Raw genomic sequence first — 20,777 nt, forward strand, 5'->3', positions numbered from 1 at the left:
ATCTGTGCCTGATCGCGCTGCTGCTGTCGGCGCTGGCCCTCAGCCTGCCCGTGGCCGAGCCACAGGATCTGTCGCTGATGCTGCCGCGCCGCTGAGCCCCCTCGCGCCAGAGGCGCGGCAATGCTTAAGGCGAGGGGCTCTGCCCCTCGCCCCGGAGGCGCGGTAATGGGAAAGGCGAGGGGCGCTGCCCCTCGCGCCGGAGGCGCGGCACGAAGCAGGCGAGGGGCGCTGCCCCTCGCGCTCCCCGGGATATTTTTGCCAAGAAGAAGGGGCGGGCCCGGCGCTAGCGCAGGTCGATACGGACGCGGCCAGAGCGGCCTTCGGCATCGATCACCGACAGGGTGGTGAAGCCGGGACCGGAGAGGGGCGCCAGAAATTCCGGGCTGCGCTGGCCGGTGAGCAGCGGCGCGCCATCGGCCAGCAGCGTGTAGGGTGGCGTGCCGCCCCGCAGCTTGACCGGCACGCCCTGCGGCGTGGCGGCAAGCCGGGCGCCATCGGGCGGGAAGGTCAGGCGCAGCGGTTCGGCCTCGGCCCGGGGGCCGAAGCGCTGCAGATGCGGCGGCAGGTCGGCATTGGCCAGCAGCAGCGTGTCGGGCGGCGGTGGCGGCAGCGGCGTGGGGTGCAGGCGGCCCAGCGCCTCGAAGAGCAGCGGGGCGGCAAGATCGCCGCCAAAGGCGCCGGGCACCGGGGTGCCGTCAGGCCGCCCGATCCAGACGCCCGCCACATGGCGCCCGTCCCAGCCCAGCGCCCATGCGTCGCGATGCCCGTAGCTGGTGCCGGTCTTGTAGGCGACGCGCCCGGGTGGTCCCGCCTGTGGTGGCGGCGGCAGCCCGGCCAGCACATGGCCCACCATCCATGCCGCGCGCGGCGCCATCAGCGGCGTGGCGGCGGCGGGGGCCGCATGGCGCTGCCAGCGCAGCGGGCGCGCCTGCCCGCCTTGGGCCAGTGCCGCGTAAAGCGTCACCATCTCTTCGGGGGTGAGACCGATGCCGCCAAGGCTGATGGCGAGCCCTGCACGCCCGCCCGCCAGATCGGGGGCAAGCCCCGCGCCCTGCAGCGCCGCCATGACATGGGCGGGGCCCAGCGCCTCGGTCAGGCGGACCACGGGGATGTTGAGCGACAGCTGCAGCGCCTCGGCCACGCGGATGTCGCCGCGGTAGGCGCCGTCGAAATTCTGCGGCGCCCATGTGCCGAACTGCGCGGGCGTGTCAGAGATCAGCGTTTCGGGATGGGCGAGGCCCCGGTCGAAGGCCAGCCCGTAGATCAGCGGCTTCAGCGTCGATCCGGGCGAGCGCCGGGCGCGGGTCATGTCGACAAAGCCCTGCCCCTGTTCGGCATAGCGGGCGGATCCGAGGCTGGCGAGGATCTCTCCGGTCTGGTGGTCGGCCACGATCAGCGCCAGCGACAGGCCGGGATCGCGCCCGGCCATATAGGTGGCGGCCAGATCCTCCAGCCGTGCCTGCAGCCCCGCCTCCAGCGTCAGGTCATGGCGGCCCGGCCCCAGTGCCGCGGCGCGGTCGGCCAGATGCGGCGCAAGCTGCGGCAGGGCGCGGCGGGTGGCGGGCACCGGTTCGCCCTTGGCGGCGGCGGCGCTGGCCGCATCCAGCGCGCCCGCCGTCACCAGCCGGTCCAGCACCCGGTCGCGCGCGGCGCGGGCGGCCTGCGGATGGCGGTCAGGTCGGCGGGCCTCTGGCGATTGTGGCAGGGCCACCAGCAGGGCGATCTGCGCAGGGGTCAGGCGGGCCGGTTCCTTGCCGAACCAGACAAGGCTCGCGGCGCGCAGCCCCTCGACATTGCCGCCATAGGGGGCGCGGCCCAGATAAAGCTGCAGGATCTGCGCCTTGGTCAGCCGCCGTTCCAGCGCCAGCGCCAGCCGCACCTGCCGCAGCTTGCCCGCCCATGTGCCGGTGCCGCTGTCCTCCAGCAGGCGGGCGACCTGCATGGTCAGGGTCGAGGCGCCGGAGACGATCCGCCCCGCCGTCAGCCCCTGCCCCGCCGCGCGCAGCACCGCCAGCGCATCGACCCCGGAATGCCGGTAGAACCGCCGGTCCTCATAGGCGACCAGCATGTCGAAGAAGCGCGGATCGACCTGATCGCCCCCCAGCGCCATGCGCCAGATGCCGTCTTCGACCTGATAGGCGCGCAGCAGCACGCCGTTTCGGTCGCGCACCTCGGTGGCGGTGGCCTGTAGCAGCGGCGGCAGATCGGTGGCGGCGATCCAGTCCTCGGCCCGGTCGCGGGCAAAGGCCAGCGCCCAGAGCAGCAGGACCAGCGCGAGCAGGCCGCGCCTAGCCATCCTCCGCCGTCCAGAGCCCGGGATAGAGCGTGACAAAGCCCGACGCCGCCACCGCCAGCTGGGTGCGGAAATCGGTCTGCCACGCGTGATAGCTGACCAGCCCGCCCCGGTCGCGCAGATAGGTCTGGTCCAGCGGATCAAGGCTTGGCCCCGGCAGGCGCAGCCATGCGGCGCGGGTGGCGATGCGCCCCACCTCGGGCAGGCGGCGCAGCGGCATCAGGTTGGTGGCGGGGGTGAAGGCGAAATCCACATCCTCGCAGCCGTGAAGATGCGGCTGGGGCACGCCGTTCAGCGTCCATTGCCCCTTGTCGCAGGTCAGCCGCAGCGCCAGATCCTGCCCGGCATGGCTTCCGGTCACATCGGCGCTGCGGGTGCGCCAGTCCGGCCCGGTGCGGATGACGTAATCCAGCGCGGCCCAGCCGGTGCCATCGCGGAACCGGGCATGGCCCAGCAGCATGAAGCCGCCCTCGTGCCGGGCAAGGCGGCATTTGTCCTCGCCGTCGCGGTCCAGCGCGCGCCAGTGGATATGGGCCAGTGTGGTGCCGGTCATTGCACGTCCAGCGTGCCGGAGGCGGTGGTGGCGCGATAGTCAGGGCGATACATGTCCAGCACCAGCGCCGCCGGGTGATGGAACCGCCCCGGGCTGACCGCGCGCACCACATAGGCCAGACGGATCGGCGCCGTGCCCTCCTGCGTCAGCGCCGCCAGAAAGCGGTCGCTGCGGAATTCGGCGTGATCGGGCGTCGCACTCTCCAGCCAGTCGAGCCAGCGCAGATCTCCGGCGCGCAGCAGGGTCGGATTGTCGATCTCGAACCCGGCGGGCAGCGGATCGTCCAGCATCAGCCGGGCGCGCACATCTTCGGCGGGGCGGATGGTCAGCACCGTCACCAGCCGGTCGCCCTGCGCCACCTCTCCGTCCAGCGGGGTGCCGTCCATGCGGTAATAGGCCCGCTCCAGCGTGTAGCCGGTGCCGCCCGCCTCTGTCGCGCCTTCTGGCACGCCCAGCGTGGTCAGGGTCAGCGCGGTGGGGGTGCTGGCGGTGTTGGCGAGGGTCATGGGCGCAAGTTCGGCGCCCGGAATGCGGCGCAGCAGCGGGCCCGAGACCGGCGCCCCGTCCAGCGTCAGGCCAGAGGCTGCGGGATCATCGACCAGCGCGCGGGCCGCCATCAGCGACCACGCCTGTTCCTGCGGCGAAAGCGGGCGCCCCGCCTCTGCCACAAGCGCCGCCAGCGCGGGACGGTCCAGCGCCGCGCTGCGCGCCTCGATCCCCAGCGCCAGCGTGGCGGCGGCATCGCGCAGCACCGAGCCGTAATCGCTGCGCCAGACCTGCCCTTCCGCAGCAGAGGCCCCGGCCAGCCGTGCCCCCGCGCGGGAGAACATCGCATCGGCGCGGGTCTGTTCGCCATAGGCGGCCAGCGCCGCGCCCAGCTGTGCCTGCGCCAGCGGTGTGGCAAAGGCCCCGGCGCGCTGGTCGGCGTAATAGCGCAGATCGCCGATGGCCGCCTGCCCTTCGCGGGCCAGCACCAGCAGCGCATAGGCCAGATCCTCGCCGCCCTGTTCGAAATCGGGGGCATAGGCGACGCGGTTGCGCAGGTTGTCGAGCGCGCTGGTGAAGGCGCGGTCCGGCACCTCATGCCCTGCGGCACGGGCGCGGCTGAGGAAATCGGTGACATAGGCGTCCAGCCACAGATCCCCCGCCTCGGCCCGCCACAGGCCGAAGCCGCCGCTGCCCGCCTGCCGGGTCAGCACCCGGGCCACCGCCTGATCGATGCGCTGCGTGATCCGCGCGGCATCGCCCAGACCCAGCGGCCCGGCGAGCGGCGCCAGCGACAGCAGCGGCAGCGCCTGCGAGGTCACCTGTTCGGTGCAGCCATAGGGATAGCGGTCGAGCGAAGCCAGAAGCCCCGGCACGTCGAACCGCGCCATCGGCCCGGCAGAGACCATGACCTCGGCGCTGTCGGGCAGAAGCCCGCTCAGGATCTCGGCATCCAGCGTAAAGCTGTCGCCGGGATCCAGCGTCAGGCGGCGGGTGCTGGCGACCTGCGGATCATTGGCGCGCACGCCCACCGTCAGATCTTTGGTCAGGCGCTGACCGTCAGGCGTGGTCAGCGCCACGGTGATGGCGTGATCGCCCGGCGCCGCTGCTGTCAGCGGCAGGGTGATCCGGGTGCTGCCGCCTTCGGGCAGGGTGACCGTGGCAGGGGCGGCGCCCAGCGTCAGGCCCTCGGCGCTGACCTCCAGCGCCATCTCGCCCGCGGCCCCGGTGGTGTGGGTCAGATCCAGCGCCAGCCGGGTCTGGTCCCCCGGCGCCAGAAAGCGCGGCAGTGCTGCGGCAATCACCACCGGGTCGCGCACCAGCACATCGGCCTGCGCCTGCCCCACCGCCGTCTTGGTCCATGCCACCGCCATCAGCCGCACCGTGCCGTTGAAATCCGGCAGGTCAAAGCTGACCTCGGCGCGGCCATCGGGGCCGACCGTGACCGGGCCGGAGAAGAAGGCGACCAGATCCTCGGTCGGCGGCGGGCTTTCCAGACGCATCATCGCCCCCGCATCCCCGCCGGAGCGCAGCCGCCCCATGGCTCCCTGCGATCCGTCGATGAGCCGACCGTAGATGTCGCGAATTTCCACCCCCAGACGGCGCTGGCCGAAATAATGCTCCAAGGGATCGGGGCTTTCAAAGCCGGTCAGGTTCAGGATGCCCAGATCCACCGCCGCCACGGTGACATGGGCGGTCTCGCCCTCGGGCAGGCTGTCCAGCACCACGGCAGCGCGCAGCGGCCCGCGCGGCGCAGCCTCGGTCGCGGTGTCCAGACTGACCTCAAGCGCGCGGTCGCCCGGCGCGATGGCGGCATGGGCAAGGCCAAGGCTGCGCGCGGGCTGCTGCCCGCTGGCCTGATCCATGGGCCGCAGCAGCTGCGCCGTGACATAGGCGCCCGCCCCCCATTCATCCGTCACCGGCAGGTCAATCACCGTCTCGCCCTCGGGCAGATCCACCGCCTGCATGGCGATGACATGATCCGACAGCACGGTGATCAGCGCCTTGCCCGCATGGCGCGGCACCACGCGCAACTGCGCGGTCTCGCCGGGGGCATAGGCGGGCTGGTCCAGCGACAGATCCAGCATGTCGGGGGTGGCCACGGCCCCGGCGGGCGCATACCAGCCCGCCTCGAACCCGACAGAGGTGGCGCTGTAGGCACCATCGGTGCGCGCCACCACCAGTTCATACTGGCCCCAGTCCAGATCCGCGCTGACCCGCACCGGATCGCCGCCCAGCGTGGCGGTGCCGGTGGCGATGGTGCTGCGGCTGGTCACCGGTTCCCAGTTCCAGCTGCCGTAAAGCTGATACCACTGATAGCGGGTTTCGATGCGGTTCACCTGCCATTCAACCTCGGCGCTCACCGGCGCCAGACCGGCGCCAAAGGCCTGCAGCAGAAAGCTGGCCTCGGTGCCTTCGGGCAGGGTGCCGTCAAATTCCGGGCGGATGCCCAGCATCGCGGCTTCGGGCAGCAGCGGACGGGTCAGGCTGCGTTCCACCGGACGCCCCGATCCTTCGGCCACGCGCAGCGTCGCGCGCAGCTCCTGCGGCTGGCCGGGGCTGGCGGGGTCGGGCAGCGGCAGCAGCAGATCCACAGCCCCTTCGGCATCGGTGCGCAGTGCGGCGGCAAGGCTGTCGCGGCGCGGATCCCCCGGCGCGTCATGCCGGCCAAAGCGGTAGCCCGGCAGCGCCTCCAGCGTGGCGAGCGGGGTCAGCGTCACCTCCCCCTCCAGCGGCAGATCGGCGCCGGGCGCGCCAAACAGGTAATCGGCCTGAACCTGAAGGCGCGGCAGGGCCGCGGCGGTCAGCGGACCTTCGGGCAGGGACAGGGTCAGATCCAGCCGTTCGGGCACAAAATCCTCGACCAGCAGCGGGGTGGAGGTCAGCGGCTCGGCCTGCGGATCGCCGTAAAGCGCCAGCCGCCACGTGCCGCGCGGCACCGACGGCGCCAGCGGAAACTGCAGCACATGGCCGCCCTCCACCCCCGTGCCGGACACCTGCCGCGCATGTTCCACGCCATCGGGGCGGGTCAGCACGGCGGTCAGCGGCAGATCGGTCACCGCCCGCACCCGGGCATCGCGCAGCAGCGCCGTGGCATGGATGGTCTCTCCGGCGCGATAGGCGCCCCGGTCGGTGGTGAGGAACGCATCCACCGGCCCGGCAGGCGCGCGGCCCGCCACCCCCCGGTCGGACAGATCGAAGGCCGGATCGGTCAGCGACAGGAAGGCCAGATCCGCCTCGCCCTGCCGGGCCAGAACCAGCGCGGGCGCGGCGCCGCCGGTGCCACGCATCAGCCCGGCGGCAAAGCGCGCCACGCCCTGATCGTCGGTCTGCACCGTCTCCAGCACGCGGTTGGCGCGGGAGACAAGCTGCACCTCCAGCCCCTGCAGCGGCGTGGCCCCCGACAGCGCGCGGGCAAAGACGGTCAGCCCGTCAGTGCCCGACAGCGTGGTGAGCCCGATATCCGACAGCACGAACCACTGCGTGGCGGCGGGCGTGTCATAGGGATCGGCCCCCGGCACGGCAGCGGACAGCGCATAGATCCCGGCAGGCAGCCCGCCCACCACCTCGCCCAAGGGCAGGCGGGTGGTGACATCGGCGTTAAGCTGATTTTCCACCTCGCCCGTGCCGGTCCAGATGGTTTCCGACAGATCGGCGCCAAAGCGGTCCTGTTCCCACGCATCCAGCGGACGCCCGAACAGATCCTCCTGCAGGGTGCGGATCAGGCTGCGGTCCGACACGCGGCGCAGGGTCAGGTCGATCTGCGACAGGTTCACCGTTTCCACCGGCAGGCCCGCGCCTTCGGTCTTGGGCAGCACATAGGCGCGGCCCGGAAAGCGCACGGCGGGGGTCCGGTCGCGCACATAGGCGGTGATCGGCACGTCGTTCGGCAGCGCCTCGCCCTCGGCAGAGGGCAGACCGGCGCGGAAGGTCACCTCATAGCTCTGGCCATGGTCCAGCCCCATGACGCACAGGCGGCTGTCTTCGGCGCTGACCGCAAGCCGGGGATCGGGCAGGCGCACGAAGCTGGCATAATCCACCCCCGCCGCAGCCAAGGGTTCGGAAAACTGCGCGCAGAGCCGGGGATCGGCGGCGTCGGAGCTGACCTCGTGATCGGTGATGCGGAAGCCGAACTGCGCGCGCGCGTCCTCCAGCGCTGCCGCGATTTCGGGGCGCGGCGCCAGATCCTGCGCCAGCCGCAGCGCGGGCACGGACTCGCGCCCGCGATCCACCGCCTGCAGGGCCTGCGCCAGCTGCAGCAGCGCGCTGCCGGTCTGGGGGCCGGGGGCCGCGCGCAGCGTGCCGTTCACCGCCGCCGACAGCGCCTGACTGCGCAGGGTCCACGGGTCATCCCCGGCCTCAGCCCGGGCCAGCGTCAGCCGGGCATAGTCCAGCCACAGGTCGGCGGCATCGCTCTGCGCCAGCGCGGCCCCGGTCCAGCCCCATGCGCCGCGCAGATCGCCCTGCGCCTCCGCCTGACGGGCGGCCTCCAGCAGCGCGGCGCTGTCCCAGTCGCCGCCCTCGTGGCGCAGGCCAAGCGCCAAGGCCTCCTGCCGCGCCGCCTCCAGATCCTCGGGGCGCAGCATGTCCAGATCGGCAGCCCGCGCCGTGGCCTGTGCCGCCAGCGCCGGATCGGCAGTCAGAACCCGGGCCGAGATGGCGCCGTCATAGGGCTGCACCTCGGTCACGCCGGATTTGGGGAAACAGGCCCGCGAACGGGTGTTGTAGGTGAAGGCGCCACAGGCGGGATCGTTCAGGCACTGCGCCTGACAGGCCTCCAGCGTGGTGTCGAACAGCGCGGCCAGATCGGATCCGTAGAAATCCGCGCCGCGCGTGACCACCATCCGTCGCTCGGGGATCAGATCCTGCGCGGCCCCCGCCGAAGCTGCCGCCACTGCCAGCGCGATCCCAAGAAACAGCGTCCGCATGCCAATCTCCTCACCTGACCGCACCATGGTGCCCCTGCCCCGGAGCGAAGGCAAGGATTCCCCGAAAGGTTTGCTCTTTAAGCCAATCTTCACCTCAACCCACCCATGCTGCGCCGGTCTGTTAGGGTTGGCATCGGATGGAACTGGCGGCACGGCTGGCGGAGGAACGGCGCGCAAGGCTGGCGGCGGAACGGCTGCTGGAACTGAAACAGGCTGAACTCTTTGCCGCCAACCGCAAGCTGAACAAACATGCCCGCCAGCTGACCCATGAAATCAGCGAAACCCGCGCCGAGGTGGCGGAGGTGCGGCACGAGAATCAGCGGGTGAAATCCCAGCTGGGCGCCGCCCATCAGAAGATCGAACTGGTGGAGGGGCAGCTGTGGAAGGCGCTGCAGACCATGCGCGACGGTTTTGCCATGTTCAACCGCGACCGGCTGATGGAACTGGCCAATGGCGCGTGGCTATCGGTGTTCGAGGATCTGGACACGATCGGCCCCGGCGCCAGCTACGGCCATGTGCTCGACATGATGGTAGAAGAAGGCATCGTCGATCTGCAGGGCGAGGACGGGCGGTCATGGCGGATGCGGATGCTGGCCCGCTGGGACCGCGACCCGATCCCGTCGGAAACCATCCGGCTTTATACCGGGCAGTTCCTGAAACTGCAGGACCGCCACATGCCCGATGGCGGCATCGTCAGCCTGACCTTCGACATCACCGAACTGATGCGCATGTGGTCTGCGCTGGAGGAACTGCCCGATGGTTTCGTGATCTATGACGCAGAGGACCGGCTGCTGATGTGCAACGAACCCTACCGGCAGATCTACCACGAAAGCACCCCCGCCATCGTGCCCGGCGCCAGTTTCGAGGACATCCTGCGCTACGGGCTGGAGCGGGGGCAGTATGCCGATGCCTGCGGGCGCGAGGAGGCATGGCTGGAGGACCGGCTGCGCATCCATCGCGACGCCACGCAGGAGGCGGAGCAGCAGCTGGGGGACGGGCGCTGGCTCCGGGTCTATGAACGCCCGCTGTCGGATGGCGGGCGCGTCGGGCTGCGCATCGATATCACCGAGGCGAAGCGCATCGAACAGAAGCTGCAGGAGGCCAGCCTGCGCGCCGACATCGCCAACCGCGCCAAATCCACCTTCCTCGCCAATATGAGCCACGAAATCCGCACGCCCATGAACGGCGTGGTGGGCATGGCCGCCCTGCTGCTGGAGGGACCGCTGTCCGAGGAACAGCGGCTTTACGTCGAAACCATCCGCAATTCCGGCGAAAGCCTGCTGGTGATCATCAATGACATTCTCGATTATTCCAAGATCGAGGCGGACAGGATGCAGCTGAAGCTTGATCCCTTCGATCTGGAACGCGCCATCCACGAGGTGGTGATGCTGCTGCAGCCCTCCGCCCGGGAAAAGCAGCTGGATCTGCTGGTGGATTACGATCTGTTCCTGCCCACGCATTTTATCGGCGATCTGGGCCGGATCCGGCAGATCCTGACCAATCTCATGGGCAATGCGGTGAAATTCACGCCTTCGGGCCATGTGCTGGTGCGGGTCACCGGCACGGTAGAGCCCGATCACAGCGCCGCCATCCACATGACGGTCGAGGATACCGGCATCGGCATTCCCCGCGAAAAGCTGGATCACGTCTTTGGCGAATTCAATCAGGTGGACGATGCCCGCAGCCGCGCGTTCGAAGGCACCGGGCTGGGGCTCGCCATCACGCGGCGGCTGGTGACGATAATGGGCGGCGAGATCTGGGTGGAGTCCGATCTGGGCCAAGGCGCCTGTTTCGGGCTGCGGCTGGTCCTGCCGGTCGAAGAGCCGATCCTGCGCGACACCGCCCGGCTGCCCGCCACGCTGCGCCGCGTGCTGGTGGTGGAGGATCAGGCGGTCAACCGCTCCATTCTGGCCAAGCAGCTGGACATCATCGGGCTCTCGCCCCGCTTCTGCCTGACCGCCGATGCGGCGCTGGCCGCCATGGCCGATCCGCCGGATCTGGTGATCGCGGAACAGGATCTGCCCGACATGACCGGATCGGAACTGGCGCGGCGGCTGGCCGAGGCGGGCCATGCCACCCCGGTGCTGCTGCTGGCGGCAAGCCCCGGCGCGCTGCCCGGCCCTGATCCGCACGGGCCGCCCCGGCTGGTGCTGCAGAAACCGGTGCCGCGGCGGACGCTCTTCGCCGCGCTGGAACAGATCGCGCCGCCGCCCCCGGCACCGGTCAGCCCGGATCTGCCCGCCTTCCGCCATCGCGGCCCGCCCGGACCCCGGCTGCTCGACGTGCTGGTGGCAGAGGACAACCGCACCAACCAGCTGGTGTTCCGCAAGATGATCGGCGCGCTGGATCTGCCGCTGACGCTGCGCTTCGCCAATAACGGGCTGGAGGCGGTGGAGGCGTTCCGGGCGCAGCGCCCCGACCTGATCTTCATGGACATTTCCATGCCGCAGATGGACGGCAAGGATGCCACCCGCGCCATCCGCGCGCTGGAAGGCGACGGGCCGCATGTGCCGGTGATCGCCGTCACCGCCCATGCCATGGCGGGCGACCGCGAAACCATCCTTGCGGCGGGGCTGGATGATTACCTGACCAAACCCCCTGCGCAAGCCCGATCTGGCGGCGCTGATGGCCCGCTGGACAGAGACCGCGCGCGCCATGGCCGACTGACCTCCCGTTGCGGCCCGGCCGCGCCCCGCCTACTGTCCGGCACAGGGCCGGGGCCGGAGGAAACCATGGGCGAAATCGTGTTTCATGTGCCGGAACTCTGGCTTGGCGCCGCGCCGGAAAAGATGCCCCGCTTTTACCGCCGCCTGTCCGAGGGGCTGGCGGCGCGCGGCATCGCGCAGACATGGGTGCCGATGGATCGCGCCACGCTGGCCGACCGGATCGCGTCGGACAGCGCCTTTCACATCCTGAACCACGCCCGGCACCCGCATCCGCGCGTGCTGACCGCAGGCATCGCCTATATCTACCCCTACTGGCATCTGGATCCCTTGGGCATCCGCGCCTTTTCCACGATCACCGACAGCGTCTTCCGCCCCGCCGAAGTTGACGGGGACAGCGCGCAAGCCTTCTTTCGCCGCCTGCGGCAGCGCATGGTGGGGGCGCGGCAGTCACGCTATCCGCAGCAGCAGGCGGTGGAGCCGGTGCCAGAGGGCAGCATCGCCGTCTTCCTGCAGACCGAGGGCCAGCGCAGCGTCGAGGAAACGCTGTGGCTCGACCGCTGGACCATGCTCGACACCTGCCTTGCCGCCGCTGACGGGCGGCCCGTGGTCGTCAAGCCGCATCCGCGCGACCGCGATCCCGACACCGGCAGCGGGCTGGCCGCGCGGCTGGCCGCGCATCCGAACCTGCATCTGAGCACCGCCAACATCCATGACATCCTCGCCACAGCCGACCGCGTGGTGACGATCAATTCCGCCGTGGGGATCGAGGCGCTGCTGCACCGCAAGCCGGTGATCCTGTGCGGAAGGGCCGATTTTCACCACATCTGCACCAGCGCGCGCGATCCGCAGGCGCTGCGCGCCGCCCTGCGGGCCACACCGCCGCGCCGCGCCTTTGCCCGCTACATCGCGTGGTATTTCGGCACGCAGTGCCTTGACGCGGGGGCCAAGGATCTGACCGACCGCGTGCTGGACCGCCTCGCGGCAAGGGGCTGCCCGCTCTAGCTCAGGCGCGCACGAAAACCGGGCGCTGCGCGGTCGAGGCTTCGGCGTCAAAGCCATAGCCACCGGTTTCGAACTGCGCCAGATCCGCCGGATCGGTGACGCCCTGCTCCAGCACCCAGCGCGCCATGGCCCCGCGCGCCCGCTTGGCCGCAAAGGCGATGACCTTGCGCGTGCCGCCCCGATCCTCCTCAAACCGGGGCTCCACCACCGCCAACGTGCCAAGCTGGCTGCGGTCCACCGATTTGAAATACTCGTCAGAGGCGAGGTTCAGCACCGTGTCCGCGCCAGCCTCCTGCGCGTCCCGCGCCACCGCCTGCGCGATCTTGCCGCCCCAGAACTTATACAGCGTGCCCGCGTCATGGCCGGGCAGCTTGCGGCCCATTTCCAGCCGGTAGGGCAGCACGGCATCGGTGGGGCGCAGCAGACCGTAAAGCCCCGACAGGATGCGCAGCCGCCGCGCCGCCTCGGCCCGGTGCGGATCGTCCAGCGTCGCCATGTCCAGATGCCGGTAGACATCGCCATCGAACATGTCCGCCGCCGCCTGCGTCTCGGCAGGCTCGCGCGACCATGCCGCAAAACGGTCCCGGTTCAGCGCCGCGATGGCGGGCGAGACCTGCATCAGACGCGCGATCTCCGCCTCGGACCAGCCCCGGGCAAGCTGCGCCAGTTCGGCGGCCTCGTCCAGAAAGCGGGGCTGGGTGGTGGCGCGCCCGGCACCACGGGATTCGTTGAGATTCTTCGCCGGAGACAGCAGGATCAGCATGCAGGACAGGTCCGTTTTCAAGATCTGGGGAGGGCGCCGCGCAGGCCGCAGATCGCGGGGGCGCCCAGTCTGGAATCGTTCTAATCCGCTTCCGCGAGAACGTCCAGAAAGGCCGCGCCAAAGCGGTCGAACCGCCGCTCTCCCAGCACCCGCTCCAGATCCTCTGGTCCCGGATCGCGCAGCTGCGCCACCTTGGCAAGCTGGGCTGCCGAACAGGACAGCGGCTTGTCGATGCCGTCGCTGCCGCGCATCAGATCGGCCTGCACCGCCATCAGCCGGTCATAGACCGTGCCCGCCCCCCGCGCCGCCGCGCGCAGCCGCTGCGGATGGCTTTCCTCCAGCGCGCCGGTGATGACCGACAGGAACTCCGCGCCATAGCTCGACAGTTTCTTGGCCCCAACCCCGCTGATCGCCGCCATCTGGTCCAGCGTGGCGGGCCGCTTTTCGGCCATCTCGATCAGCGTGCGGTCGGGAAAGATCATGTAGGCCGGCAGGGAGGCGCCTTCGGCCAGCGCGCGCCGCTTCGCCTTCAGCGCCGACAGCAGCGGCGCGTCCTCGTCCGACACCAGCGTCTTGACCTGAGGCCGCCGCTCCGCCGCGCGGTCGATCACGTCGCGGCGCAGCGAGATCGTCTCCTCGCCGCGCAGGATCGGGCGCGCAGCTTCGGTCATCACCAGCGCGCCATGGCGGGCGGCATCGGGCCGCATCAGATCGCGGCCCATCATCTGCCGGAACACCGCCTGCCATTGGCTGCGGGTCAGATCCCGCCCGACCCCGAAAGTGGGCAGGCTGTCATGGCCGCGCTGGCGCACCTTGTCAGTCACCTGCCCCAGCAGGATGTCGATCAGATGCCCGGCGCCAAAGGACTCCTCGGTCCGCAGCGCGGCGGACAGCGCCTTGCGCACCGCCTCGGTGCCGTCGAACACCTCGGGCGGACGGTCGCACAGATCGCAGTTGCCGCAGGCCTCGGCCTCCTCGCCGAAATAGCCCAGAAGCTGGCGGCGGCGGCAGCCCAGAGCCTCGGCCAGCCCCAGCAGCGCGTTAAGTCGCCCGTGATCCGCCGCCTGCCGCTCCGGCGGGGCGGCGCCCTCGTCGATCTGCGACCGGCGCAGGCGGATGTCATCGGGACCATAAAGCGTCAGCGTCTCGGCGGGGGCGCCATCCCGGCCCGCGCGCCCGATCTCCTGATAATAGGATTCGATGGATTTGGGCAGATCGGCATGGGCCACCCAGCGGATGTCGGGCTTGTCCACGCCCATGCCAAAGGCCACCGTCGCCACCACGATCAGCCCGTCTTCGGTGGCAAAGCGCTCTTCGACGGCGCGGCGGTCCGCCGCCTCCATGCCGCCATGGTAATAACAGGCGGGATGCCCCTCCTGCGCCAGCGCGGCGGACAGGCTTTCGGTCTTGGCGCGGGTGCCGCAATAGACGATGCCCGACCGCCCGCGCCGCGCCGCCGCAAAGCGCAGGATCTGCGCGCGCGGCTGGTCCTTGGGCAGAAAGGCCAGATGGATGTTGGGCCGGTCAAAGCCGCGCAGAAAGGTCTCGGGCTGCTGGCCATCAAAAAGCCGGGTGACGATCTCTTCCTGCGTCTCCTGATCGGCGGTAGCGGTAAAGGCCGCCAGCGGCACGTCAAGCGCGCGGCGCAGCTCGCCGATGCGCAGGTAATCGGGGCGGAAATCATGGCCCCACTGGCTGACGCAATGCGCCTCGTCCACCGCGATCAGCGACACGCCCGCCTGCGCCAGCATCCGCTGCGTGCCGCCCGAGGCCAGCCGTTCCGGCGCGAGATAAAGCAGCTTCAGCGCTCCGGACTGCAGGCTGTCCCAGACCGCGTCGCTTTCTTCCTGCGTGTTGCCCGAGGTCAGCGCCCCCGCCGCCACCCCCGCTTCGCGCAGGCCGCGCACCTGATCCCGCATCAGCGCGATCAGCGGCGAGATCACCACGGTCAGCCCCTCGCGCATCAGGGCAGGCAGCTGGAAACACAGCGACTTGCCGCCCCCCGTGGGCATGATGGCCAGCACGTTGCGCCCCCGCGCCACAGCCTCCACGATCTCGCCCTGACCGGGGCGAAAGGCGTCATATCCAAAGATGTCCTTGAGCAGCGCCTCGGCGGGCGCGGTGTCGCGTGGCATGGGATCAGGTCCGGTGATGTCGCTCGGGCGTTGGCCGCACAGTCTCATACCCTGATTCGCTTGCCAAGCCCCGCACCCGGCCGCAATTTCCGGCCTGCCTCCGGCGGGGATATTTTTTCCAAGAAGAAGCATCGGACGCGGCTTCTTCTTGGCGAAAATATCCCGGGGGAGGCCGCGCGGCACGCGCGGGCGGGGGCAGAGCCCCCATGCGGCCTTTCAGTCCGGATCGACCTTGCCGCGCAGGGCCTTGACCTCGCCGCGCTCTTTCTTGGCGGCGAGCCTGCGGCGTTTCGAACCGAGCGTGGGGCGGGTGGCGATGCGCGGGCGCGGCTTTTCCAGCGCCTGCCGGATCAGGGCCACCAGCCGCTCGCGCGCGATCTCGCGGTTGCGCACCTGACTGCGGGTTTCGTCGACCTGCAGCACCAGCGCGCCTTCCTTGGTCCAGCGCCGCCCGGCAAGGCGGCGCAGCCGCGCCTTCACCGGCGCCGACAGGCTGGGGGACCGGTCGGCTTCAAAGCGCAGTTCCACCGCGCTTGAGACCTTGTTCACGTTCTGCCCGCCGGGGCCGGAGGCGCGGATGAACTGTTCGGTGATTTCCCAATCCTCGATGCGGACGGTGTCGGTGATGTGCAGCATGGGGTCCGGGTCAGGTTCTTCGGGATTGGATTTTAACGGAAATGGGCCGCCCGGCCTGTCGGGCGACCCATTCGAGACGTCAAGGAGGCGGGCCGGTTAGGCGCAGCCAATTCGGGTTCCTTCACGCCAGGGGCTGCCCTAGCGCACTGCCCTCCAAACTGTTCCGACACCTCTCTCCAATGTTTCTCTGGACACTGGATCACCTCCTTTCAGCTGTTATGACAACGCCTCTCAAAGGTGGCACGGAGCGCGCGCAAGTCAAAGCGTTTTTCTGCCCTCAGGCGGTGGCGCCGCGCGACTGTGCCTTCGAAACGATCAGACGGAACGGCAGCAGCGCGATCAAGGCCAGCGACAGCTTCACCAGCCAGTCCGCCATGCCCAGCGACACCCAGAGCGGCACCATGGGCCCGACCCCCAGCAGCGGCAGCGCCTCGGCGGCCCAGGACACGTCATTGCCCGGTTCCAGAAAGCTCAGCGCGCCGGAAAAGGCCACGGTGAAGAAGATCGCGGTGTCAAGCGAGCTGCCCACCAGCGTGGAGGCGAGCGGCGCGCGCCACCAGCGCCCCGTGCGCAGGCGGTCAAAGATCGCCACATCCATCAGCTGCGCCAGCAGGAAGGCGCTGCCCGAGGCCAGCGCGATGCGCAGCGTCACGGCGGGATAGGTGTAGCCGTCGCCCTGCAGCATGATCTGCGTGCCGATCAGCGAACAGATCACGCCGACGACAAAGCCCGCCAGCACGACGCGGCGCGCGGCGGCGGCGCCGTAAAGGCGGTTCATCACGTCGGTGACCAGAAAGGCCAGCGGATAGGTGAAGGCGCCCCATGTCAGCCACTGGCCGAACAGGAACTGCACGAGGATGTTGGAGGCCAGCACGATGGCGGCCATGGCAAGAATGCCGGGAATATGGGTGCGTGTCATGTTATCTGACCCGTTTTGACAAGGTTGCGGGGACTTGGCCCGCCAGCGCGACGGACGGGCGCTGCCTTACGGCCTTGCCGCGGCTTCGGCAAGAGATTCCGTCAGATCATATTCCACGATCTGCGTCGATTGCAGCGGGAAGAAGTTGTCGTCCGAGATCATCGTCAGCCGGATATGGCCGGGGGCCGGGCTCCAGACGGCGATGCCTTCAAGGTTGTCATGCTCCAGAAGCGCGCTTTCCAGCAGCACCTCCTCGCCGGTGATCCCGGCCTCGTCCAGACCGAAGCGGCGCACCCGGCTGCGAAAGCCGATGCCGGTAAACTCCCGCTCCAGCAGGTAGAACCGGTCTTCGGCGTCAAAATCCGCGCCCACGGGCAGGAAGCCGCCGCGGCGCGGGATCTCTGCCACCTGCTGCCACGCCCCGTCGCGGAACCGCCAGAGCGGGAAGGGCTGGTTCGCCTGCCCGGACCGTTCGGGCAGGGTGTAAAGCGCGCCATCCGCGTCGATGGCCAGTGCCTCCAGCCCGCCATTGGGCTCCAGCCCGTCCCACTCCGCCAGACGCGGCAGCGGAAGCGCGCGCGCGGGATCCTCATAGGCCCAGACCCGGTCCACGCCTTCGAAGCTGACGAACATCGGGCCAGAAGGACCAATCGCCAGCCCCTCCGAATCGCCGACATGGCCCGCCATCCGGCGGCCTTCGCGATTGCGCAGCCGCGTCAGCGGTCCTGCGGTGACGCCGGTGATCCGCCCCTCGTGCCGGGTGATCCGCCCGGAGGTGAGAACCGCCCGGTCGCTGAGCACGGTGAAGGTGGTGCCATCCTCCGCGAGCTCGATCGCGGAGAACCCGCCAAAGGCGGGGTCATCCATCTGCCACTGGAAGCTGCCGATGAACCGCGCGCCCTCCGGGTCCGCCACGGCGGGGAACGCCATGAGACCCGCGAGCGCCGCGTTCAGCGCGCGGCGAGAACGGAGGCGCATTGAGCCGGAAGATCCCCCATGACCAGATCGCGCTTGGGCTTGGGCGTCACGCGCGGCGCATCGGGATCGGGCGGCGGCGGGCTGAGGATGTTGTTCACCCAGGCCTGCGCATCGGCACAGCCATCCCCTGCAGGCGGCGGATCCTGATTGACGCAGCCGCGCGCGCCGTCGGGGCAGGACAGCCGGACGTGGAAATGGTAATGATGCCCGGCCCATGGACGCACCTTGCGCAGCCATGCCCGGTCGCCGGTTTCGTCATTGCACATCTGCACCTTGGCGCCGGGGAAGATGAAGATCCGGTCGACCCGCGGATCCTGCGCCGCCGCCTTGACCAGATCGTGATGCGCCCGGGTCCACTGGCTGTTCACATAGGCACCGCTGGAGCGCCACATGGAGATCGACGAGATCGATTCCCGCGCCGCCCGCGACAGCGTCAGGTCATTGGCGGGACGCAGCCAGATGTCGGCATCCAGCCCGATCTGGTGGCTGGCATGGCCCGAGGTCATCGGCCCGCCGCGCGGCTGGCTCATGTCGCCCACATAGATGCCGCGCCAGCCGGGCAGCGCCGCGCCCCGGCGCGACAGGCCCTGCAGAAAATCCACAAGCTCGGGATGGCCCCAGTTGCGGTTGCGCGACAGGCGCATCGCCTGCCATGTCGGGCCGGTTTCGGCCAGCTGCTGGCCTCCCGCCAGACAGCCCTTGGCATAGCTGCCAAAGGCGGCGGGGGTCTGCGGCGAACCCACGGCTTCAGACCCGAACAGCGCCTTGGCGTTCTTCGTGGACAAGACACCCGTCACGGTGGGCAGGGGCAGCTGTGGCTGCGGCGCGGGCCGGGAGGTGCCGCAGGCGGCAAGGCTCGCCACCAGCGCAAGGCCCATCAGGGTGCGGATCATTCTGCTCGGTCTCCGTCTGCTTTCACCCATGCTAACAGAACCAGACCCAGAAGAAAAAGCCCGATGATCGGCGTGACCCCGATGCGCTGGCTGCCGCTGAGCGCGGTGGTCACCCCGATCAGCAGCGGCGCCAGAAACGAGGTGGCCTTGCCCGACAGCGCATAAAGCCCGAAGGCCTCGGTCATGCGGCGCGGATCGGCCTGCCGCACCATCATGCTGCGCGAGGCCGCCTGCAGCACGCCCCCCGCCGCGCCGATCAGCGCCCCGAAGGCATAAAAGGCCAGATCCGGCAGGCGCGATCCCGCCGCCACGGGCAGGCCCAGCACGCTCTGGCGGTCCACCAGCACCACGCCAAGCGCCACGGCGGTCAGCACCAGAATGGCCCCCGCGATCACCGGCTTCGGCCCGAAGCGGCTGTCGGCATGGCCGCCGATCCACGCGAACACCGCCCCCGCAATGATGGCCACGATGCCAAAGACCCCGGTATCCACCACCGACCAGCCCAGCACCCCCGCCGCATAGATGCCGCCAAACGCATACATGCCGTTCAGCGCGTCGCGGTAGAACATCGACGAGGCAAGATAGGCGGCGAGCGAGCGCTGCTGCGGCAGGGCGCGCAGGGTGCGGCCCAGATCCGTCAGCGCGCGGCGCAGCACCCCCGGCGGTGCGGGTTCCCGGCGCGGATCCCGCACCCACAGGAAGAACGGGATCATGAAGACGGCATACCACACCGCCGTCAGCGGCCCCACGATCCGCGTGCCCTCGCGCTGCGCCGGATCCAGCCCGAAGGCTGGCGGCAGCCCCAGAAAGGTGCGCCCGGTGGCCGCAGATTCGGCAAAAAAGCCCAGCATCACCGCCAGCGCGATCAGCCCGCCGAGATAGCCGAAAGCCCAGCCATTGCCGGAAATGCGCCCGATCTCGTGGCGCGGCCCCAGATCCGGCAGCATGGCATTGGTGAAGATCGTGGCAAATTCCATGCCGATCAGCCCCAGCGCAAAAAACGCCAGCACCGGCAGCAGGTGAAAATCGCCCGGCGCCGCGAACCACAGCATGCTGGAGCCCAGCACATACAGCGCCGAGAATCCCCAGATCCAGCGCATCCGCCGCCCGCCGCCGTCCGCCAGCGCGCCCAGCACCGGGGCCAGCAGCGCAATCACCGCGCCAGCAGCGGCAATCCCGAAGCCCCAGGCGGCCTGCGCGCGGCTGCCATCGCCCACCAGCTCCTGCACATAGGGCGCAAAGATGAAGGTGATCAGCAGCGTGTTGTAAGGCTGGCTGGCCCAGTCGAAAAAGAACCAGCCCCAGATGCGCCTGCGCGAATGCCTGACCGTCATGTATCCCCCGGGTTGCGCCGCGATAGAACAGGCGGACCCCTCCCAAGGCAAGACCGAAGCACGGTCAGGCGGCGGAACTGACCCGCTCCGCGCCCGGATCGCGCACCGCCTCCGCCATGGGGGGCCAGGGCCGCAGCGCCTCCGCCGCGATCCACGCCGTCACCCAGTCGGGCAGGTCGGGCGAGGCCTGCGGCTGCCCCAGCGCCGCCAGCACCCGGTCAGGCGCCACGATGCCGGAGGCATCGGTGATCGCCGCACGGTAAAGCGCATGGCTGGCACAGTCGCCATCCGGCTTCCACATCGCCTGCTCCAGATACAGGAACCGCCGGTCCCAGCCGATCAGCCGCGAGCGCATCTCCAGCCGGTCGAACAGCCGCACCCGGCGGCGATAACGCACCACCGACCCCGCCACGGTCAGGCCCCAGCCCTCGCGCTTCAGCACCGCCAGCAGCCCGGTGCGCTGCGCCAGCGGCAGCCGCCCCAGATCATACAGCGTCAGCGTGCGCCCGTTGTTCAGCTCGTTCCACGGATCCAGATCCCATGGCAGACAGCGATGCCGCGACACATGCATGTCGAGCAGCCCCAGCGGCGCCGCCCGCCGGGCAGCGCGCATGTCCTTGGCAAGACGCAGAAACGGATACATCGGCACAGTCCTCCGCCGCCCAGCTGTGTCCCGCAGCCCCGCCCCGTCAAGCACAACTTCGCGGAACTCTTGTGCTTTGGGCTCAGGCTGCCTAGGTCTGTCAGCGAATCCACTGACAAAAGAGCACCCGATGCAATCCCTGTTCCAGATCCTGATGCTGATCCTCGACCTGATCTGGTTCATCATCATCGCCCATGTCATCATGAGCTGGCTCATCAACTTTCAGGTGCTGAACCTGCGCCAGCCGCTGGTTGCCCAGATCTGGGACGGGCTGAACCGGATCCTCGAACCCGCCTATTCCGCGATCCGCCGCATCCTGCCGCCCATGGGCGGACTGGACCTCGCGCCTCTGGTGGCCCTGATCGCCATCTACGCGTTGCGGATCATCCTCGCGAACAACGCTGCGGTCTTCTACAGCTACTGAGGAGGCAGGGGGCTCTGCCCCCCTCGCGCTTCGCGCGAGTCCCCCGGGATATTTAGACCAAGAAGAAGCACCGAGCGTCCTTCTTCTTGGACCAAATATCCCCGCCGGAGGCAGACGCACCCGC

13 protein-coding genes are annotated in these 20,777 nt (G+C 69.7%); 2 read left to right on the top strand and 11 right to left on the bottom strand.

The features are described from left to right. Window positions 1-283: 283 nt before the first annotated feature. From pbpC to BLR51_RS01380, 3 genes are read right to left on the bottom strand one after another with little or no spacing between them, the layout of a single operon-like run. The gene (gene pbpC / locus BLR51_RS01370; RefSeq protein WP_089842589.1) at window positions 284-2,296 is read right to left on the bottom strand and encodes a penicillin-binding protein 1C; all 2,013 of its coding nucleotides are present in this window, start codon (window positions 2,294-2,296) and stop codon (window positions 284-286) included. Next, a complete protein-coding gene (locus BLR51_RS01375) occupies window positions 2,289-2,846 on the bottom strand; it encodes a putative glycolipid-binding domain-containing protein (protein WP_089842592.1) in 558 nt (185 codons plus the stop codon). Before BLR51_RS01375 ends, pbpC begins: the two co-directional genes overlap by 8 nt. Beyond that, the gene (locus BLR51_RS01380; protein WP_089842594.1) at window positions 2,843-8,260 is read right to left on the bottom strand and encodes an alpha-2-macroglobulin family protein; all 5,418 of its coding nucleotides are present in this window, start codon (window positions 8,258-8,260) and stop codon (window positions 2,843-2,845) included. Before BLR51_RS01380 ends, BLR51_RS01375 begins: the two co-directional genes overlap by 4 nt. 137 nt (window positions 8,261-8,397) lie before the next feature. On the opposite strand from BLR51_RS01380, the gene BLR51_RS01385 reads away from it, so the two are divergent. Then, window positions 8,398-11,928, top strand: a complete 3,531-nt coding sequence (locus BLR51_RS01385; RefSeq protein ID WP_242656614.1) for a response regulator — start codon at window positions 8,398-8,400, stop codon at window positions 11,926-11,928. 1 nt (window position 11,929) lies between these two features. On the opposite strand, the gene yaaA is transcribed toward BLR51_RS01385, so the two are convergent. The 8 genes from yaaA to BLR51_RS01430 form a co-directional block, all read right to left on the bottom strand. Continuing rightward, complete coding sequence (gene yaaA, locus BLR51_RS01395; RefSeq protein ID WP_089842601.1) at window positions 11,930-12,691, bottom strand: peroxide stress protein YaaA; 762 nt, start codon at window positions 12,689-12,691, stop codon at window positions 11,930-11,932. A gap of 80 nt (window positions 12,692-12,771) precedes the next feature. Beyond that, complete coding sequence (recQ, locus tag BLR51_RS01400) at window positions 12,772-14,826, bottom strand: DNA helicase RecQ (RefSeq protein WP_089842604.1); 2,055 nt, start codon at window positions 14,824-14,826, stop codon at window positions 12,772-12,774. 216 nt (window positions 14,827-15,042) lie between these two features. Then, the gene (gene arfB / locus BLR51_RS01405; RefSeq protein ID WP_089842608.1) at window positions 15,043-15,462 is read right to left on the bottom strand and encodes an alternative ribosome rescue aminoacyl-tRNA hydrolase ArfB; all 420 of its coding nucleotides are present in this window, start codon (window positions 15,460-15,462) and stop codon (window positions 15,043-15,045) included. 277 nt (window positions 15,463-15,739) lie between these two features. Next, window positions 15,740-16,381, bottom strand: a complete 642-nt coding sequence (locus BLR51_RS01410) for a queuosine precursor transporter (protein ID WP_089842611.1) — start codon at window positions 16,379-16,381, stop codon at window positions 15,740-15,742. Window positions 16,382-16,447: 66 nt separating this feature from the next. Further along, window positions 16,448-17,359 (bottom strand): esterase-like activity of phytase family protein, encoded by a 912-nt coding sequence (locus tag BLR51_RS01415; RefSeq protein ID WP_089842614.1) that lies wholly within the window; start codon window positions 17,357-17,359, stop codon window positions 16,448-16,450. Further along, window positions 17,332-18,252 (bottom strand): penicillin-insensitive murein endopeptidase, encoded by a 921-nt coding sequence (gene mepA / locus BLR51_RS01420; RefSeq protein ID WP_089842616.1) that lies wholly within the window; start codon window positions 18,250-18,252, stop codon window positions 17,332-17,334. Before mepA ends, BLR51_RS01415 begins: the two co-directional genes overlap by 28 nt. Further along, entirely contained in the window at window positions 18,249-19,610 is a 1,362-nt protein-coding gene (locus BLR51_RS01425; RefSeq protein WP_375342668.1) for an MFS transporter, read from the bottom strand. Before BLR51_RS01425 ends, mepA begins: the two co-directional genes overlap by 4 nt. 40 nt (window positions 19,611-19,650) lie before the next feature. Beyond that, the gene (locus BLR51_RS01430; protein ID WP_089842624.1) at window positions 19,651-20,229 is read right to left on the bottom strand and encodes an acyl-CoA thioesterase; all 579 of its coding nucleotides are present in this window, start codon (window positions 20,227-20,229) and stop codon (window positions 19,651-19,653) included. Between the two features lie 130 nt (window positions 20,230-20,359). Between BLR51_RS01430 and BLR51_RS01435 the strand changes: the two genes are divergently transcribed. Next, entirely contained in the window at window positions 20,360-20,653 is a 294-nt protein-coding gene (locus tag BLR51_RS01435; protein ID WP_089842627.1) for a YggT family protein, read from the top strand. Window positions 20,654-20,777: the final 124 nt, after the last annotated feature.

The sequence above is a fragment of the Salipiger marinus genome, assembly GCF_900100085.1.
In the GTDB taxonomy this organism is placed as follows: Bacteria; Pseudomonadota; Alphaproteobacteria; order Rhodobacterales; family Rhodobacteraceae; genus Salipiger; species Salipiger marinus.